This is a genomic window from Companilactobacillus kimchiensis (assembly GCF_001438805.1).
Classification (GTDB): Bacteria; Bacillota; Bacilli; order Lactobacillales; family Lactobacillaceae; genus Companilactobacillus; species Companilactobacillus kimchiensis.
The window spans coordinates 16276-35425 of record NZ_JQCF01000029.1 but is presented as its reverse complement, the minus strand read 5'-3'; the positions used below and the strand labels follow the sequence as shown (position 1 = coordinate 35425).

The 19150-nt window shown below is 36.6% G+C and carries 16 protein-coding genes and 1 tRNA gene; 2 read left to right on the top strand and 15 right to left on the bottom strand.

The genetic code is table 11. The features are described from left to right. Positions 1 to 65: 65 nt before the first annotated feature. The 13 genes from IV57_RS11045 to pth all read right to left on the bottom strand — a co-directional run bounded on the left by IV57_RS11045 (position 66) and on the right by pth (position 15363). Positions 66 to 138: transfer RNA gene (locus IV57_RS11045), tRNA-Val, on the bottom strand. Between the two features lie 581 nt (positions 139 to 719). Next, positions 720 to 2210, bottom strand: coding sequence for a lysine--tRNA ligase (gene lysS, locus IV57_RS11040; RefSeq protein WP_057881582.1), 1491 nt, complete (start codon positions 2208 to 2210; stop codon positions 720 to 722). Between the two features lie 52 nt (positions 2211 to 2262). Next, a complete protein-coding gene (gene dusB, locus IV57_RS11035; RefSeq protein ID WP_057881580.1) occupies positions 2263 to 3291 on the bottom strand; it encodes a tRNA dihydrouridine synthase DusB in 1029 nt (342 codons plus the stop codon). A gap of 72 nt (positions 3292 to 3363) precedes the next feature. After that, positions 3364 to 4245 carry an Hsp33 family molecular chaperone HslO gene (hslO, locus tag IV57_RS11030; protein WP_057881579.1) on the bottom strand — a complete coding sequence of 294 codons (882 nt, stop codon included), beginning with the start codon at positions 4243 to 4245 and terminating at the stop codon, positions 3364 to 3366. Between the two features lie 50 nt (positions 4246 to 4295). Next, entirely contained in the window at positions 4296 to 6506 is a 2211-nt protein-coding gene (gene ftsH, locus IV57_RS11025) for an ATP-dependent zinc metalloprotease FtsH (RefSeq protein ID WP_057881578.1), read from the bottom strand. An 82-nt stretch (positions 6507 to 6588) separates the two neighbouring features. Further along, positions 6589 to 7134 (bottom strand): hypoxanthine phosphoribosyltransferase, encoded by a 546-nt coding sequence (hpt, locus tag IV57_RS11020; protein ID WP_057881577.1) that lies wholly within the window; start codon positions 7132 to 7134, stop codon positions 6589 to 6591. Continuing rightward, on the bottom strand, positions 7131 to 8462 hold the full coding sequence (gene tilS / locus IV57_RS11015; protein ID WP_057881576.1) for a tRNA lysidine(34) synthetase TilS: 1332 nt from the start codon (positions 8460 to 8462) through the stop codon (positions 7131 to 7133). The genes hpt and tilS overlap by 4 nt, the downstream gene beginning before the upstream one ends. Before the next feature lie 59 nt (positions 8463 to 8521). Next, complete coding sequence (locus IV57_RS11010) at positions 8522 to 8941, bottom strand: S1 domain-containing RNA-binding protein (RefSeq protein WP_057881575.1); 420 nt, start codon at positions 8939 to 8941, stop codon at positions 8522 to 8524. A 23-nt stretch (positions 8942 to 8964) separates the two neighbouring features. After that, entirely contained in the window at positions 8965 to 9357 is a 393-nt protein-coding gene (locus tag IV57_RS11005; RefSeq protein ID WP_057881574.1) for an FtsB family cell division protein, read from the bottom strand. A gap of 99 nt (positions 9358 to 9456) precedes the next feature. Then, positions 9457 to 9696: an RNA-binding S4 domain-containing protein gene (locus IV57_RS11000; protein WP_057881573.1), complete on the bottom strand. Its 240-nt coding sequence runs from the start codon at positions 9694 to 9696 to the stop codon at positions 9457 to 9459. A 2-nt stretch (positions 9697 to 9698) separates the two neighbouring features. Further along, positions 9699 to 11261: a putative polysaccharide biosynthesis protein gene (locus IV57_RS10995; RefSeq protein ID WP_057881572.1), complete on the bottom strand. Its 1563-nt coding sequence runs from the start codon at positions 11259 to 11261 to the stop codon at positions 9699 to 9701. Position 11262: 1 nt separating this feature from the next. Next, the gene (gene mfd, locus IV57_RS10990; protein WP_057881571.1) at positions 11263 to 14784 is read right to left on the bottom strand and encodes a transcription-repair coupling factor; all 3522 of its coding nucleotides are present in this window, start codon (positions 14782 to 14784) and stop codon (positions 11263 to 11265) included. Between the two features lie 21 nt (positions 14785 to 14805). Next, positions 14806 to 15363, bottom strand: coding sequence for an aminoacyl-tRNA hydrolase (pth, locus tag IV57_RS10985; RefSeq protein ID WP_057881570.1), 558 nt, complete (start codon positions 15361 to 15363; stop codon positions 14806 to 14808). Between the two features lie 144 nt (positions 15364 to 15507). Here pth and IV57_RS10980 point away from each other — a divergent pair, with 144 nt between their 5' ends. Then, positions 15508 to 16491, top strand: a complete 984-nt coding sequence (locus IV57_RS10980) for an L-lactate dehydrogenase (RefSeq protein ID WP_057881569.1) — start codon at positions 15508 to 15510, stop codon at positions 16489 to 16491. Between the two features lie 116 nt (positions 16492 to 16607). Beyond that, positions 16608 to 17270: a cyclic di-AMP binding protein CbpA gene (gene cbpA, locus IV57_RS10975; protein ID WP_057881568.1), complete on the top strand. Its 663-nt coding sequence runs from the start codon at positions 16608 to 16610 to the stop codon at positions 17268 to 17270. 224 nt (positions 17271 to 17494) lie between these two features. Here cbpA and IV57_RS10970 read toward each other — a convergent pair whose 3' ends face one another. After that, positions 17495 to 17698 carry a hypothetical protein gene (locus IV57_RS10970; RefSeq protein WP_057881567.1) on the bottom strand — a complete coding sequence of 68 codons (204 nt, stop codon included), beginning with the start codon at positions 17696 to 17698 and terminating at the stop codon, positions 17495 to 17497. 339 nt (positions 17699 to 18037) lie between these two features. Then, positions 18038 to 19150, bottom strand: a complete 1113-nt coding sequence (gene alr, locus IV57_RS10965) for an alanine racemase (RefSeq protein ID WP_057881566.1) — start codon at positions 19148 to 19150, stop codon at positions 18038 to 18040.

Genomic DNA, 19150 nt, shown 5'->3' with positions numbered 1-19150 from the left:
TAGCGCGTCTGCCAATTCCGCCACACCCGCAAAACTTAATTAGATCCATTAAGCATTTTGCTTAATGGAGGATACAGGGATCGAACCTGTGACCTCCTGCTTGTAAGGCAGATGCTCTCCCAGCTGAGCTAATCCTCCATGACTGTTTCGTTTGAAACAACTATATTAGTATACCTTTTGCATATAAACCAAGTCAATAAATTTTTTAAGTATTTTGAAATATTTTTTTATTGGTTCGAGCAGAAGTTACCTTAACTTCCCGTCTTCCATAAAAATTAACACTTTTACTATTTGTTTCTGTTAATGAAAAACATATTTTTAACTCAAAAAGCCTGTATTAACTGATATTTTCAGTCAATACAGGCTTTTCCTTATTCTTAGAAAGATAAATTTTAATACTAAATATCTATTTAAAGTCGGTAACATAAAAATAGTTCTCAATTACACAATACAGAAACCAACCAACTAGCTCGGAGCAAGGAAGAAAAAATGGCTCAATAGCGAGATTTTACTTATTCGGCTGATCTTGCCGGATTAGTAAAAGGCCAAGCTTGAAAACTATTGTCAATGCCTTGTGCATTGATGATAGGTTCCAAGTTGTGCCCGCTATGTTCCAGCCGTTTTTTCTTCCTTGTGGAGAGCGGCATCATAACGATAATTCTGTTAGTTTACGTTCAAGAACTGAACTTGTTACGTCCCACTCTTTTAAAATAAATCTTTTATTCTTCGTTATTAGAATTGTCTTCTGGTCTCATAGTTGGGAACAAGATAACATCACGAATTGATGGTGCATCAGTAAGTAACATAACCAAACGGTCAACACCGATACCTAGTCCACCTGTTGGTGGCATACCATATTCGAGTGCTTCAACATAATCGTTATCGATATGTTCAGCTTCATCATTACCATTTTCACGTTCTTTAGCTTGAGCTTCAAAACGTTCCTTTTGATCAATAGGGTCATTCAATTCAGTAAAGGCATTACCAAATTCGTGACCTAAGATATAAACTTCAAAACGATCGGTAAAGTTAGGGTTATCTTGACTCTTCTTAGCTAATGGAGAAACTTCCAAAGGATATTCGTAAACGAATGTAGGTTCCTTTAGAGTATCTTCAACGAACTCTTCAAAGAATTCAGCGATGATATGACCAACGCCCCAGAATTCTTCATAGTGAACGTGTTTGTCGTCAGCTAACTTACGAGCTTGTTCAAGATCCATATCAACACTGAAGTCAATACCAGTTTGTTCCTTGATAGCATCAACCATTTTGATACGTTTGAAAGGTTTGCTTAAATCAATTTCTTCACCTTGGTATGTAACCATTTGTGTTCCATTAGCTTTGTCAGCAGCATGTCTGAACATACCTTCGACTTCTTTCATAACATCAAACATATTCCAGTAGGCAGCGTATGTTTCTAGTGAAGTATATTCAGGGTTATGTTGTGTATCCAAACCTTCATTACGGAAAGCACGACCAATTTCGTAAACACGTTCAAAACCACCAACGATTAATCTCTTTAGAGGTAATTCGAGGGCAATACGAAGATACATTTCCATATTCAAGGCATTGTGGTGAGTAATAAATGGACGAGCACTTGCACCACCAGCTTGAGTATTCAAGACAGGAGTTTCAACAGACATGAAACCTTCACCATCTAAATATTCACGAATAGCTGAAATAATCTTAGTACGTTTCTTGAAACGATCAAAACTATCTGGGTTAGCAATTAAATCCAAATATCTTTGACGATAAATTTGTTCAACATTTGTTAAACCATGGAATTTATCAGGTAATGGACGTAATGACTTAGCTAACATTGTAACGTGAGTTACTTTAACTGTAAGTTCACCCATATCTGTTTTCATGATTTCACCGTGAAGACCTAAGTGATCACCGATATCTGAACGTTTGAAAATATGATAATTTTCTTCGCCAACAACATCTTTACGAACATAAATTTGAATCTTACCAGATCTATCACGGATATCGGCAAAACCAACTTTACCTTTTCCACGTTTAGTCATCATACGTCCAGCAATTACAACAGGAAGTTCTTGTTCTTCAAGAGTTTCCTTATCCTCATCACCATACTTATCATGAATTTCTTGGGCTAAAGCAGTTCTTTCAAATCTGGCACCAAATGGATCAACGCCTTCATCATAAAGTTCTTGTAATTTATCGCGTCTGACCTTCAATTGGTCATTCATAACTCTGGCCTTTTTTATATCTTCTTTAGTCAGTTGCTTCTTCTTATTCTCGTTACTCAAAATTTTTCCCCCTGTCTACGAAATTTTTTGAAGATCTCGCTTCTCGTTTTTCGTAACTTTCAACAAATTGATCTAATGTGTCAAAAACTTCTTGCATGGAATCTTCTTCCATTACTTTAGCACGTGTCCTGACAGCATAGGGAATTCCCTTTAGATAATATGCTGCCTGTTGACGAAATTCTGGAACACCAACATGCTCACCTTTTAAGTCTACCAGACGTTGGAGTTGAAGTTTAGCTATATTAATTTTTTCTTCAACTGTTGGATCTGGAAGTAACTCTCCAGTTTCTAAATAATGATTCATTTCATTCAAGCGCCACAAGTTACCCAGAACAGCACGTCCCACCATTACAGCATCGGCACCAACTTCATCAATCATAGTTTTAGCATCCTGAGGCGTCTTAACATCACCATTACCCATAAATGGAATCGTTAAATGTTGAGCGACATCATGTAGTGTTTCCCAATTAGAATGTCCGGCATACATTTGGGCTTTCGTACGTCCATGCATAGCAATTGCGGCAGCACCAGCTTCTTGAGCAGCCAAGGCATTTTCCACCGCTAAAATATGGTCGTCATCCCAACCAGTTCTCATTTTAACAGTTAATGGCTTGTCAATGGCTGAATTAACTGCTTTGACGGCATCATATAGTTTATCAGGATCTTTAAGCCAACTAGATCCAGCACCAATCTTAGTAACTTTTTTAACTGGACAGCCCATATTGATATCGATAATATCAGCACCAGTATTTTCGGCTACATATTGAGCGGCTTGTACTAAGGACTCTTTGCTACCACCAAAAATTTGAATACTGACTGGATGTTCTTTGGGATCAACGAACATCATACCTAATGTTTTATCATTACGATATTTGATTCCTTGATCACTGATCATTTCACAGACCACTAATCCAGCACCAAACTCTTTAGCAGTAACGCGAAAAGCTGAGTTAGTTATCCCAGCCATAGGTGCAACGACAATTTGATTAGGAATTGTAACGTCGCCTATTTTCCATTCCATGTGCTATACCTCTAATTTTTTCAATTACAACTTGCAATAATAACAAATTATCTATTCACATGGCAAATATCATTAATTCTTTTCAGCAATAATTTCTTTCAATTCAGTTTCACTAAATTGATATTTATTACTACAGAACTTGCAGACAGCTTCAGCACCATGGTCTTCATCGATCATAGCTTGTAGTTCAGCTTTAGATAAAGTAGCCAATGACTTAGAAAATCTTTCCTTAGAACAATCACACTTGAATTGAACTGGCATATCTTGAAGATATTTCATTTCAATTCCATGCATAATTTTCTCCATAACCTCTTTGTTACTTAACCCTTCATTGAGTAAAGTTGACAAATTGGGAACCAATTTCAAGTTGGCCTCGATTTTAGAAATATCTTCATCTGTTGCACCTGGCAATGTTTGAACTAAGAAACCACCAGCAGCGCCAACTTCTTCATTTGGAGTTACAAAAACCGAAACACCAATAGCAGAAGGTATTTGTTCTGATTTAGCCATATAATAGGCAAAATCCATACCAATTTCACCAGAAACTAATGGTACTTGACCGGTAAATGGTGCCTTTAAATGAAGATCTTTAGTAATACTCAAAGTACCTTGAGTACCAACTGCAGCTTTTACATCAATATGGCCGTCTGCTCTAGCCTTTAAACTCACATGAGGATTAGAAATATATCCCTTAACGTTACCTTGAGCCGTGGCATCAACTACAATTGAACCTACTGGACCATCGCCTTGAATCCTAGTAGTTAAAACCTCATCCTCTTTTAGAGTTGATGTAGCAACTAAAATTGATCCTATCATTGTTCTTCCTAAGGCAGCACTCGAATTTCTCCAAGTATCATGACGCTTTTGAGCCTCTTGAATTGTTTCAGTTGCATTAACAACGTAAACTCTAAACTTACCATCTTTGGAAATTGCTTTAGTTAATGTATCTGTCATATCTGTTTCCTCCGTTCAAAAAAGCGACTCTTTCGAGTCGCCCTTTTTGATTAATTATCTTTATTATTGTCATTATCATTATTGCTATTTGAATCGTTTGATGAATCATCAGAACCAGTATCAGTTGTCTTATCAGCATCTGATTTAGTATCAACGGTTGATTTGTCATCTGGTTGTTCTGAAGGATAAGTTGTTTTGTCAAGATCATTTGCATCAGTCTTGTCAGAATCATCTTTATCTGATCCTTCATTCTTTTGTCTAGCAACATCTTTTGCTTCAGCAGCCTTCTTGGCTTGTTCAAAAGTAGCAGCACTTTCACTTGGGAACTCTTGATTTGGATCATTAGCTGGCATCTTACCAGTATTAAATAAACTCAAGATTTCTTTTTCATCCAGTGTTTCATACTTCAATAAAGCTTCCGCAATGATTTTATGTTGTTCACGATGTGATTGAATAATTTCTCTTGCACGTTCGTGATCTTCATCGATAATACGTTTAACTTCTTGATCAATCGCTGTGGCAGTGTCTTCTGAGTATGAAGCTAATTGACGATAGTTACCACCACTAAATGGTTGACCATTCTTTTCAAGTTGGACAGTACCTAAGCGATCCGTCATACCATATTCAGTAACCATTGTCCGAGCAATTTGAGTTGCTTGTTCAAAGTCATTTGAAGCACCTGATGATGGTTGACCGACAATAATTTCTTCGGCTGTACGTCCACCAAGTAATCCAGTGATCTGTTCATTCAATTCCTTCTTAGTTGCAAGGTTTTGATCATCCTTAGGAAGCATGATGGCATAACCGCCGGCACGTCCACGGGGAACGATAGTAACCTTTCTAACAACACGAGAGTCACTTAAGACCAAACCAATCAAAGCATGTCCTGCTTCATGGTAAGCAACTGTATGACGTTCTTGTTCAGGAACTACATGATTTCTCTTAGCTGGACCAGCAATAACACGATCTTCAGCTTCATCAAGATCAGATGGATCAATCTTTTGCTTACCACGTCTAGCAGCAACAAGAGCAGCTTCATTTAGTAAGTTTTCAAGATCAGCACCAGCAAAACCTGGAGTTTGTTGGGCAATAGCTTTTAAATCAACATCATCTGTAAATGGTTTGTTACGAGCATGAACTTTAAGAATAGCTTCACGACCCTTAACGTCAGGACGACCAACAAGAATCTTTCTGTCAAAACGGCCTGGACGTAACAAGGCAGGATCAAGGACATCAGAACGGTTAGTAGCAGCCATAACGATGACACCTTCATTACCAGTAAATCCATCCATCTCAATCAATAATTGGTTAAGAGTTTGTTCACGTTCATCATTACCACCACCACCGGTACCAGAACCACGTTGACGACCAACGGCATCAATTTCATCAATAAAGATGATTGATGGAGCGTCTTTCTTGGCATTTTCAAATAGATCACGAACACGTGATGCACCAACACCAACAAACATTTCAACGAAATCTGAACCAGAGATTGAATAGAAAGGAACTTTAGCTTCACCAGCAACAGCCTTAGCTAGTAAAGTTTTACCAGTCCCGGGAGGTCCCTCTAGTAGAACACCAGCCGGTATTCTAGCACCTAAGGAGACAAATTTTCTTGGATCTTTTAGAAATTCAACAACTTCGACAAGTTCTTGCTTTTCTTCTTCAGCACCGGCAACATCAGAAAATCTAACTTTATTTTTCTTTGGATCTTCTGGTTTAACCTTGGATTTACCAAAGTTCATAACGCCCTTGGCGCCACCACCTTGGCCTCCACGGCCCATCATCGCAAAGATTATAAAGAAGAATAATGCAAATGGAACAATCACCGTTAAAATCAATGATATCCATTGTCCAGATTGTGACTTAGGAGCGGCAGTAGTTTTAACGCCCTTAGCCATTGCGGCAGTATTAATCATTTTTAACGTATCATTGTTAGGCAAAACCGTTGAAGTAAACGAAGTTACTTCTGTAGAACTTGTAGATTGAGTACGGCTAAATAGTGACACAGAACGTGTAGTTTCAGCTTTTTGAGCCTTCTTGTATTCACCATTTACTTGATAAGCTCCCCCAATAGGTTCTAACTTGAAGTTCTTAACTTTGCCTTGCTTCAATTGTGTAATGAATTGGTCTTGGCTTAGTGTTTTTGATTGGTCAGAGGATTGACCACCAGCAAACCAACTTGCTGCAAGAACCAAAACAACAAAGAGCAAGATGTAAAACAGGCTATTATTGATTAACCTATTTCGATTATTTTTCATACATTTCCTCCTAATTACTTAGACGTTACATATTGTAACATTGGTGAACAGTAACACAATAATAATTGTAACTCTAACTGAATTATTTTGTAGTATAGACCTCTGGTTTTAAAACACCAACATAAGGTAAATTACGATAATGTTCGTTGTAATCCATACCGTATCCCACAACGAATTCATCTGGTATCTGAACTCCAACATAATCAACATCAACGTGTTTGATTCGACGAGCAGGTTTATCCAAGAAAGACACAATCTTAATTGATTTGGCATGTCTGGCATCAAAAAGTTCCTTCAGACGATCCAAAGTATAACCAGTATCGATGATATCCTCCACGATAACAACATTACGATCACGAATCGATGTATCCAAATCCTTGATAATTCTAACATCCCCAGTGGTAACAGTATTTTCACCACCGTAACTAGAAACATCCATAAAGTCATATTCCATTTCCATATCAAGATGCTTAACCAAGTCCATCATAAACATCGCTGCTCCACGTAAGATACAAACAAACAAGGGATTTTTACCACGGTATTCCGCAGCTAATTCTTTTCCAAGACGTTCATTAGCCTTTTCGATCTCTTCTTTGGAAACCAAAACTCTTTCAATATCTGAATTCATTCTTTTACCTCAACAAAGTTAATTTTGTAATGTTTATTACCTTTTTTTAAATAATCGCCCATATTATAGATTTTTTCAACCCAAACTATCTGATTATCAAATAATAAAACTAAATAATTATCACGTTCATATCCAGGTATTTTTTCATTTATAAATCGCTTGCTCAATTTCTGATGTTGACCATTGGATATTAATAATTTATCACCATCACGACGCGTTCTTAGGGTGATTTTTTGAGGCTTTTTATTCCAAGCTAAGGATTCATCATCGGTGGTTTCTGAAATAGTCATCTGTTTATTATCAAATTTCACTGACTGGTCTAGTTGCAGCTTTAGTTCCCGTAGATCTTGTGTCTGAACTTTTTTAACGACAAATTGATCGTAAGTCCTAATAAATTGCCAAGAATTTTCCAAATTAACAGAGGCATTCGCATCATTGCCAACAATAATCTCTATGATCTGATTGATTTGTCGGTTGCTGACAGTAATATCCAAACGCCGCTTCGTGAAAAAATTACCCCAAAATAAAGTTTGTTGTTCTTGATTCAAAGTTAATATTGGTTTGATCAAACCCACGATCTGTTGATTATTTTCTGTCAATTCCATCAAATGTTCAATTTGTAGAAATTGTTGTTTGGCCAACTCAATCAAAGCTGTCAATTGTTGATCAAAGAATCGGAAATGTCCTAACAGTTGACCATTTTCCTTTTGTAACTCAGGAAAAATATTATTTCGTAGACGATTACGTAAAGTTACGTTAGCAAAATTAGTTTCATCTTGAACATGTTTTATATTATGAATATCGGCATATTCCGATAATTCCTGTTTAGCAAAATCTAAAAAGGGACGAACAATTTGCTTTTTATTAAAATCACGCCGTTCCTTCAAACTAACAACTTCATAGGCATTTCCTGAACGAATCAACTTCATTAGAATATTTTCTGCCAAGTCATTACCGTGATGCGCCGTCAATAGCGTATCAAAATTATCATTTTTCATAACCTCTTCAAAAAAATCATAACGAAATTTTCTGGCCGCGGCTTCCATACCAATATCATCATTAGGTTTATTCAACCATTTGGTCGTAAAAAATTGATAATCATTTTTCAAACAATAATCCTGAACAAATTTAACTTCGGCCGCACTTTCAGGCCGTAAATCATGATCAACGTTAACGATACCAAATTTATCAGTTGGCAAAATTTGAGCAATCACATTTAACAAGACCATCGAATCGACTCCGCCCGAAACAGCTATTAAGACCTTTTGAGCTTGATATTTTTTCAAAGTTTTGCGAACTGTACCTATAATCCTATTATCAAGTTCCATTTAGCCCTCCTTTTGAATTAAAAAAGGCTGAGACAAAGTCCCAACCCCGATAACTTTTATTAACTACGGCGTCCGCCACGACCACCACGTTTACCTTCAGTGTTCTTCTTGAGAGTACTTAGTCTGTCTTCACTTTCTTTCATGTATCCAGACATCATATCATCAAAACTTTCGGGTTTATGCTGTTGTGGTTTTCTATCATTACGATCGTGTGAGCGATGTGATGAATGAAATTTTGGTTTTGGCTTATCTGACGCTTGTTTAATTGATAATGCTATTTTATGGTCCTTTTCGCTAAGAACTAAAACTTTAACAGTATCACCTACAGTTAACACATCGTGAATGTCTTTGACATAACCGTCAGCGACCTCACTAATATGCACCATTCCGCTTTGTCCTTCACCTAGGTCAACGAATGCCCCAAAGTTTGTAATTCCCGTAACTTTACCTTCTGTTTTAGTTCCTACTTCAACTGTCATCTAATTAAAAATAATTCCTTTCCCTATTTTTGAATCGTAGTGGTCTTAACGTCATCAGGCAAATTATAAATTTGTTCGCCTGGTTTGCTATACATATATTTTTCACGGATATATTTTTCCAAATAATTCGTGTCATGAAGCTGGTTAACTTCAAGTTTTAAATCTTTTTGCGTTGATTTTTGCTTGTCCAACTTCCGATTGCTAATTTCTATCTGTTCCATTGTATTGGTATACGTTCTATGTGAATTAAATATTTGAACACCAAAAACAACCAAAATAATCACAAAAATAATTCCAATCATCAAAATACGACGCCGATGAACCACCTTAATATGGCGATTAGGGTCTGGCTTTTTAGATTGAGGTTTCTTTGGCTGTAATACGGAGACGTTAGAATTTAGTTTATGTACTTCCATACCACTACTCCCCTAGAAATGATTATCTTGAGTATAACAAGTTTAAGCTATTATTTGAATAATAAAATTGTTAATTTTAATCTATTTCTAATTTTTAATTTAGACTTCTTCGTACATATCTTCTGAATCAGTTTTTTTAGTTGTTTCCTTAATGTTAAGAACTTTAACTTTCATGGTCTTCTCACCAAAGTGTAATTCTAATACATCGCCTATGGTAACTTCACTAGACGATTTGGCAACACGGTCATTAACTAAGGCACGACCGTTGTCAGTAAATTCCTTAGCGACAGTTCTTCTTTTAATAATTCTACTTACTTTTAAAAATTTATCTAATCTCATAATTAGTCCTCAATTTTCATAAATTTAGTGAGATATTTCCCCATTGGTAAAATTTCCCACTCTGCTTTGGTTAGCATATGCCAACGTTTAGATAGTTTTAAATAAATATACGCACCAATTGGAATGGCTATAATATTTATTAAAACACTGTTAGCTCTAGTCATCGAAAGGTAAGTCGACAACAGTTTCACGACAATTTTGACGACTACTGCCATGATCAAACCTGTTTTGATCAAGTTTTTCATAAATTTCTTATCCAAGGATAAAAACTCCCGGTTGAAATTATAAATCGTTAAGATACCGAACAAGATGACACATTCACTCAACACTGTGGCAATTGCCGAACCTGCGATTCCAAATTTCGGAACCAAAATAACGTTCAAGGCGATCTTAGTAACCAACGACATTCCGAATAAGATCAACTTATGAAGATTCTTTTCATCATCTCCACTAGTCACAGCTACTAATAAGTTAATAAATGATACGATCAAAATCGACAGCATATAGATACTCAACGTTTTTGATCCACTAGGGTCCGTGAACAACATTGTATTGATCTGGGGCATCAATGCGATCAAACCGGCTGTTTCTGCAACCGACAGCCATAAACAAACCCGCACCATTTTTTGGATGGTGTTTTTATTTTGCTTTAAACGATTAGTTTCTTTTAATTGGGGCATGATAGTTGAAACAAAAGACAACGACAAGACAATCCCTAACTGTAAAAGTGGTTGTCCACGATCAAAGATACCTTTTTGAATCTCTGCCTGATCCAAAGCCATTCCAGCATGCATTAATAGCCGCAAGGTCGAGAATGAATCAATAAATTGATAAAAAATCGTTATCCCTGTGAAAACCACGATCAAAACCACTTCCAAAGCTAAACCATGTTCCAAGTTAATCGTTTTATCGGCTTGAGGCATACTATCCACCTGTTTAGTTTTCAGGAACCTGACGACCAAGATGGCAACCGCCAAAATCCCACCAATGAAAGCCCCTGAATTAGCTAGAGTTCCCATCTGATAAACATTTAGTAACCCATGTCCAAACATCATCGCACTCGCAATAATGATGACAATTCGGAAAAACTGCTCCGAAACTTGTGAAATTGCACTTGGTTCCATGATCAGATCACTTTGAAAATAGCCACGCAAAGTTGCTTCAAATGGAACCAATAAAAATGTCAAGGCAACAACACGAACTTCTGGATATAGATTAGGATCTCCCATTAGAAATGCCAAATACCTAGATGACATCCACAACAATCCTGTAATAACGACACAACCCAACATTAAAATTATGAAAGTCTTTTTCAATAAATTATGCTTGGCAGCCATTGTTTCTTGCTGTGCAAAAGTTTTTGATATCACCACCGGTAAACCCGACAAAGCTAAAACGGAAAAAATACCATATATAGGATAAACCTGTTGATAAATAAAATAGCCCCTATCCCCAACAATATTTTGCAGTGGAATCCGATAAATAGCGCTCAAAAGTTCCGAGAACAATGAGGCAATCGTCAGAATCCAAGTCCCCTTAATAGCCCGTGACACTTCTTTTTGCATATTAGTTTTTAATTTTTTCTTTCTTCAAATTATCAAATCCAACCGCCATCTTTTCAGCAAAGGTCTTGAGTTGATCAAACCATTCATCTTTTTTAACACTACCTGAATCTAAGGTAATCGTAAATTCACCGTTCTTATCATGAACCTTGGCCTTCATAATAGTATTGCCCAAAAATTTAAAGACTAGATCCCCAGTTAGATAATCACTGGCCTTCTTCGAAAACTTGATATTTATCATACCATTTCGCATCACGACACTCTTGACTAATGATTCATCAAACGAGTTTTTCAACAAACTAATATCTAATAAGTTGGCTACTTCTTGTGGATAATCACCGAAACGATCTAGTAATTCTGACCGAACTTCTTGATAATTTTCTAACGAATCGATCTGTCTGATCCGTTTATATAATTCAACCTTTTGACGTTGATCGGTAATATAATCTGCTGGTAAATATGCTTCCAAAGCCAAATTAACTTCCGCATTAGTCTTTTCAGCCTTAGTATGACCACGTTTTTTAGCAACGGCATCATTTAGCATTTGGGTATAGAGATCAAAACCAACTGAATCAATGAAACCATGTTGTTGCTTCCCTAAAAGATTTCCGGCGCCTCGAATTGACAAGTCACGCATAGCAATTTTGAAACCAGAACCTAATTCAGTAAAGTTCTTAATGGCTTCCAGACGTTGCTCGCCGACTTCAGTCAAAACCTTGTTGGGCCGATACATTAGATAAGCATAGGCCACTCGATTGGAACGACCAACTCGACCTCTAATTTGATAGAGCTGTGACAAACCATAACGATCAGCATTTTCTACGATCAGGGTATTGGTATTAGGCATATCAACCCCAGTTTCAATGATTGTCGTAGTGACTAAAACATCATACTCACCTGCCAAATAGTCGGAAATAACTCCTTCCATTTGGGTTTCATTCATTCGTCCGTGAGCTGTGGCAATTCGTGCATTTGGAACCAAAGCTTGTAATTGATCTGCCACCTGATCCATATCTTCCACACGATTGTGAAGATAAAAGACTTGGCCACCACGAGCCATTTCTCGTTTAATGGCACCAGCAATAACCTCATAATTTTGTTCCATAACATAAGTCTGAACCGGATAACGATTACTTGGCGCCGTTTCAATCAATGATAGATCACGGACTCCTAACATCGACATATTCAAAGTTCTGGGAATTGGTGTTGCTGTCAAAGTTAAAACATCCACATTGGCTTTCAATTGCTTAATTTTTTCCTTATGTTTAACACCAAAACGTTGTTCCTCATCGATGATCAATAAACCGATATCGTTAAATTTCACGTCCTTTGATAACAAGCGATGTGTTCCCACAACAATATCAATTGATCCGTCTTCCAACTGTTCAATTGTTTCTTTACTATGTTTTCTAGTTTGGAATCGTGATAATACCCCAATATTTACTGGGAAACCATCAAATCGATCTTTCATTGTTTCGTAATGTTGTTGAACTAATAAGGTCGTTGGTGCTAAAAAGACTACTTGCTTACCAGCTTCAACGGCCTTAAAGGCTGCTCTTAAAGCCACTTCAGTCTTACCAAAACCAACATCCCCAACCAACAAACGATCCATTGGGTGAGGTTTTTCCATATCGCGTTTAATTTCATCAACAGAACGCAATTGATCTGGCGTTTCTGGATAAGGGAAAGCATTGTCAAAATCTGTTTGCATAGAGTCATCTTTAGGGAATGGATAACCCTTTTCAGCTTCACGTTTAGCATAGAGATCAATCAAATCATCAGCAATATCCTCAATATTTGATTGAACTTTACGTTTCGTTTTTTGCCATTCATTACCACCAAGTTTATTAGTCCTAGGTGATTTACCCTCAGCTGAAACATACTTTTGTACCATGTCCAACTGTGTAACGGGAATAAACAATCGCCCATCGTCACGATATTCGATTGTTATATAATCTTGATGCTTACCATCAACTTCCATGGTCTGCATCCCGATAAATTTACCGATACCATGATTGACATGGACCACATAATCACCGGGTTTTAATTCGTTATAACTCTTCAATCGTTCTGCATTTGCTAAAGTTTGGTGTCGGCGTTTCTTAAGTTGACGATTAAAAAGTTCTTTTTCTGTAATTACAGCCAACTTTTCCTCTGGCATTTCAAAACCAGAACTCAAACTAGCGTTCATCAATTGCGTTTGATCAGCAATTACTTTATCACTGGTGGTTAAAGTCGCCTTGATCCCAAAATCGATCAAAGTGTTATTGATTGCATTAATTCGTTTATCATTATTGACTGCTAAAATCACAGTATATTCTTGCTTTTGCCAACGTTCTACTTCTGATTTCAAAAGTGGCATTTGACTGAAGAACTGTTGCATTGATCTGACTGAAACATTTTGTAACTGGTCCAAACGCATATGGCCCATACTTTGTTGGAATGCTGAGAGATAAACCTGCGCATGAGTATCAGTTTTTACAATTTCTACAAAATTTTGTCTAATCTTTTGTTCTGGCAATGCCTTACCAAATTCCAATTGGCTAGCTAACCATGATTGGTTTTCAGCTTGACCGTCATTAGACTGTTCAATCAAACGATTATATTCATTAAAAATAACTACATCATCAGTAGCCAGATAATCTAACAAGCTACTTGGTTGTTCAAAAATATAATCCGCAATCCGACCGATATTTTCAGGACGCATTCCTTCTGATAATTCCTCAATGGTTTGACCAAAAGCCACTTCCAAATTTTCTTTGGTATCTTTATCGGCAGCTTCTAGTTGACGTTGATAACTCTTTTGTAACTTCTTTAATCCCGAAGCTACTTGCGCATCAGTTATCACTCGATCCTTAGCCGGTAAAATATCGATGGCTTTTAGTTGCTCCATACTACGTTGTGTTTCAGTATCAAAAAATTTAATTTTTTCAACTTGATTACCAAAAAAATCAATTCGAACTGGGTTATCCACATTGAGTGGATAAATATCGACAATATCCCCACGAATTGCAAAATCTCCTGGTTTAGCAACTAATTTATCTTTGACATAACCCATTTGTACAAATTCTTGATTGAGAATTTCTAAATCGTATTCTTCATTTGTCTTAATCTGTAATTGAGCTTCCTTAAATAATGCCTTCGCCGATAATTCATATTCCAATCCCGAAACTGACGTAACTACAATTCCTGGCTTATCACTGGCTAAAAAGCTTAAAGAATCTAAGCGTTGACTCAATTCATCTGGTGAACTAGTAGCAAGCTCTGTTGAAATGGATTCTTCAACTGGAAAAATATGCACCGCATCACTATCTAATAAATTCAAATCATCATACAACTTGTTAGCGTGGAAATTGGTATTTTCCACGATCAAAATTTTCTTATCTGTTTTTCTTAAAGTTTCCAATGCAAAAAGGGAAATAGTCGATCCCGTTAAACCAGTTAGTACATTCTTTGTAGCTGGCTTAACTTGATTAATAAATTCCCCAAGGTCGAGCTTATTCGTAATGAAATTTATTAAGTTCACTTTCTGCCCCCTCTGGACTTGTTAATTATATTTATTCATTAGTTGATCAGCTGACGTGCCGCTGACCCAATCTTTGACCATCTCAACTGCTTGATCAATTCCTGACAAAGCGACTGGTTCTTGATCTTTGGTAAATGGGGTCAAAACCCAGTTTACAACTGATTGTTTAGCAGGATGTTGAATCCCTATTTTAATACGACTAAAATCTTTTGTACCTATACATGAAATTATACTCTTTATCCCATTATGACCACCAGCAGAACCCTTTGTTCGCAATCTAACTTTACCGATAGCCATGTCTAAATCATCCTGAACGACTAACAATTCATCCGGTTGAATTTGGAAATAACCCATCAAAAAATTAACAGCCCGACCTGACTCATTCATGAATGTTAAAGGTTTAACTAAGAAGACTGTTTCGCCATCAACCATAAACTTACAGTATTCGGCCTCAAAGTCCTTTTTCATTTGTGTTTGACCATATTCATCCATCAATTTATCGATGGTCATAAAGCCCATATTATGCTTTGTTCGATCGTATTTTTTACCTGGATTTCCTAAGCCAACAATTAGTTTCATATCAATACCTCATTTCGAATTTACATTATATCATTTTGAAAACACTAAATTTTCACTTTTTTCACAATCAACTTGTTTATTTACCTTAATTATTTGTATAATGAACCACGGAACATATTATTTTCGAAGGGATGATATTTTATAATGACAACTCCAACAAATGAAAAGAACCACCAAAAAGTACTTCTAGTTGGTGACGGCGCTGTAGGTTCAACTTTTGCCTACGCAATGACACTTCAAGGTATTGCTCAAGAACTAGTTATCTGCGATATCGCTAAAGACAAGATTAAGGGTGACGCAATGGATCTTGCAGATGCAATTCCATTCTCATTCCCAAAGAACATTCACGCTGGTGAATATTCAGATGCTAAAGATGCTGATCTTGTAGTTATCACTGCTGGTGCTCCACAAAAACCAGGTGAAACTAGACTTGACCTTGTTAACAAGAACTTGAACATCTTGAAGACAATCGTTGACCCAATCGTTGAATCAGGATTCAATGGTATCTTCTTAATCGCTGCTAACCCAGTTGATATCTTGACATACGCTACTTGGAAACTTTCAGGCTTCCCTAAGGAACGTGTCATTGGTTCAGGTACTTCACTAGATACTGCTAGATTACAAAAATTCGTTGGTGAAGAATTAGATCTTGACCCTCGTTCAGTTCATGGTTACATCATGGGTGAACACGGTGATTCAGAATTCGCTGCATGGTCACATCTAACAATCGGTGGCGTTACAATGGCCGAATGGATGGAATCACATCCAGAAATCACTAAAGATACTCTTGACAAGATTTACAAGAAGGTTGTTAACGCAGCTTACGACATTATCAATACTAAGGGTGCTACATTCTACGGTATCGGTACTGCTCTTGCAAGAATTTCTAAGGCATTGTTAAACGATGAAAACACTGTTCTTCCATTATCAAACATGATGACTGGCCAATATGGCGTTTCAGACATTTATATCGGTTCACCTGCTATCGTTAACCGTAAAGGTCTAAAACAAATCATCGAAGTTCCATTGAATGATGAAGAATCAGCACAAATGAAGAAGTCAGCTGCAGAACTTGAAAAAATTCTTAAAGATGGTTTCGAAGCAACAGGTATCAAGGGTCGTCAATAATCCGAAATATCATGCTTAAAAAAGACTGAAACAAATGAATAATTTGTTTCAGCTTTTTTTTTGCTCGGAATTACTGTATTATTAGTTCAATTCTAGTTGATTGGATGTGAATATATATGTTAGTTAAATCACTTGTACTAAAAAAGGAAAAGCTCACAACAGTTAAAGAAACTGTTACGCTCGAAGAAGCTTTGAAAGTCCTTGAAGATTCAGGCTATCGTTGTGTACCAATTTTGGACGAAAGCGGACAGATATTTAGGGGTAACATCTATAAGATGCATATCTACCGTCACAAGTCACGTGGTGGCGACATGTCTCTTCCTGTCACAACTTTGATGAAAAATGCCACTAAGACAATTAGTGTTGATTCACCTTTCTTCAAAGTTTTCTTCAATATCAAAGATTTACCTTACATCGCCGTACTTGATGAAAATAACCTCTTTTATGGTATTTTGACTCATGCTAGACTATTGAGCATGTTGTCAGATGCTTGGAATTTGGATATTAGTAGTTACGTATTAACCGTTAGTTCTTCTGGTGATCGTGGTGATTTAGAAAAAATGTCAAAAATTTTCGCTAAATATGTTTCCGTTGCCGCTTGTATGACTTTGGATGCAAAATCTAACGAAGTCGTTCGTAGAACGCTATTCACCCTACCTTCTGGAACAGATATCGATACTTTGAAAGAAATTATCAAACGTTTGGAAAAGAAGAGTTTCATTGTTTCTGAGATAGATGACTTAAAGTCTGGTAAAATTCTAGATAAGAACACATTGTAAGACATTTAAATTTCGAGGATCAAGATAATTTCTTGAACTATCTACGCAGCAGGTAATTTGGGAAATTGTCTTAACCGGAAAAGTTTTTTGTCACATGAGTTCAAAGAACTACACGTTTCTAAAAACAAAACCGAACCTAGATTCAGATACATAAGTTTCTAAAGCAAAACCGTTTCTAAAACAAAACCAAAAATCCCTATCAGTTGATCGCTGATGGGGATTTTTTATTTTGTTATTTTAAAAATCAATTTTACTGGTTGGCGATTGATCTCATCCTCAATCGGATGTTCCCTAAAGTAATGTAATTGGTATTTCTCCATTAAATTACGTTGGAAAGTATTCAAATATGGTTTATTACGGTCCAAATTCATTTGATACTTCTTATAATCGCTATCCCTCATAAATCTTTGCCACTGTTCCATTAACATGACAAACACTTCTTTTCTATTGAATTAATTAACCTTTAATCCACCCTGAGAATACTACCATCATCAAGGCATAGGCAATTAAAAAGAATTGAAACTTTTATGTAAAATCAATCAACGAGAAATTATTTTTAAGCAACAAAACAATTAAAATCCTCTTTAGTCCTGGAGTAAAAATTGTCGTTCTAACCCTTTTAAAATATTTGTCCAGTAACTTCCCATTTAGAACATAAATCACGTTTAAACGCTGTATTAAATAGATTATAGGACTTTATAGGCAGTTCAAACGAAAAGAGGATCACCCTAAATTTTCAAGGTGATCCTCTTTTGCTATTTTTTCATTTAATCTTTGTAAACTCGAGGCAATCTTTCATTCAAACAACATAAAATTTCATAATTAATTGTTCCCGCATACTTAGCAGCATCAGTTGCTGTAATTTCATCAGCACCATCTTTACCAATCAAAGTAACTTTAGTCCCAACTGGCAATTCTTCCGGCAAACGAATCATGAATTGATCCATGCAGACACGTCCAACACTTTGACAACGTTGACCATTAACCAAAACATCGCAGCCTTGCATTCTTCTTAACCAGCCATCAGCATAACCAATGGGCACAGTTCCAATCCATTCATCCTTCTCACTGGTATAAGTAGCACCATAACCGATACTTTCTCCAGCCTTTACTTGTTTAACAAAAACAAGTTCTGAATAAAGGCTCAAAGCTGGTTCCAACTTATAAGGTAAGTTAGTAATATCAGTCTGTGATGGATTCAAACCATACAAGGCGATACCATATCTAACCATATTGATAGCCAAATCTTGATGCCAAAGTGCTGTGGCTGAGTTAGCGCAGTGAACATAGGTAAATTTAGTTGGTAGATCACTCTTCATTTCTTTGAAACGTTGAACCTGTTTTTCAAAATAATTTTCATCGGGATTATCGGCGGTAGCGAAGTGCGTAAACAATCCTTCAGGAATAAAGGCATCTTTGTGCTCATTTAAAAAGTTGCAAGCTTCAATTAAATCAGCTTTCTTTTGAAAACCGATGCGACCCATGCCACTATCAATTCCCAAATGTACTTTCAAATTAGTCGTTCGAAGTTGTACAGCAAGCTTCAACCAATCTAAACTACCCACAGTTAGCGAAATATTAGCACGTGCAGCCACTTTAGCGTATTCTACAGGAACTATACCCAAAACTAAAATGGGAGCTTGTACGCCGCTATTACGAATCTCAAGGCCTTCATCCAAAGTAGCAACACAAAGACCAGCTGCTCCAAATTCGATTTCAGATTTAGCAACCTTAACCAGACCGTGACCATAGGCATTAGCTTTAACTACCGCAAAAACCTTAGTCCCCTCTGGTACAGCATTTAATTCGTTTTGGAGATTTTTCTTTAATTTCGTCAAGTCCACTTCAACATAGGCTGGGCGATGAATTGATGGTAACAT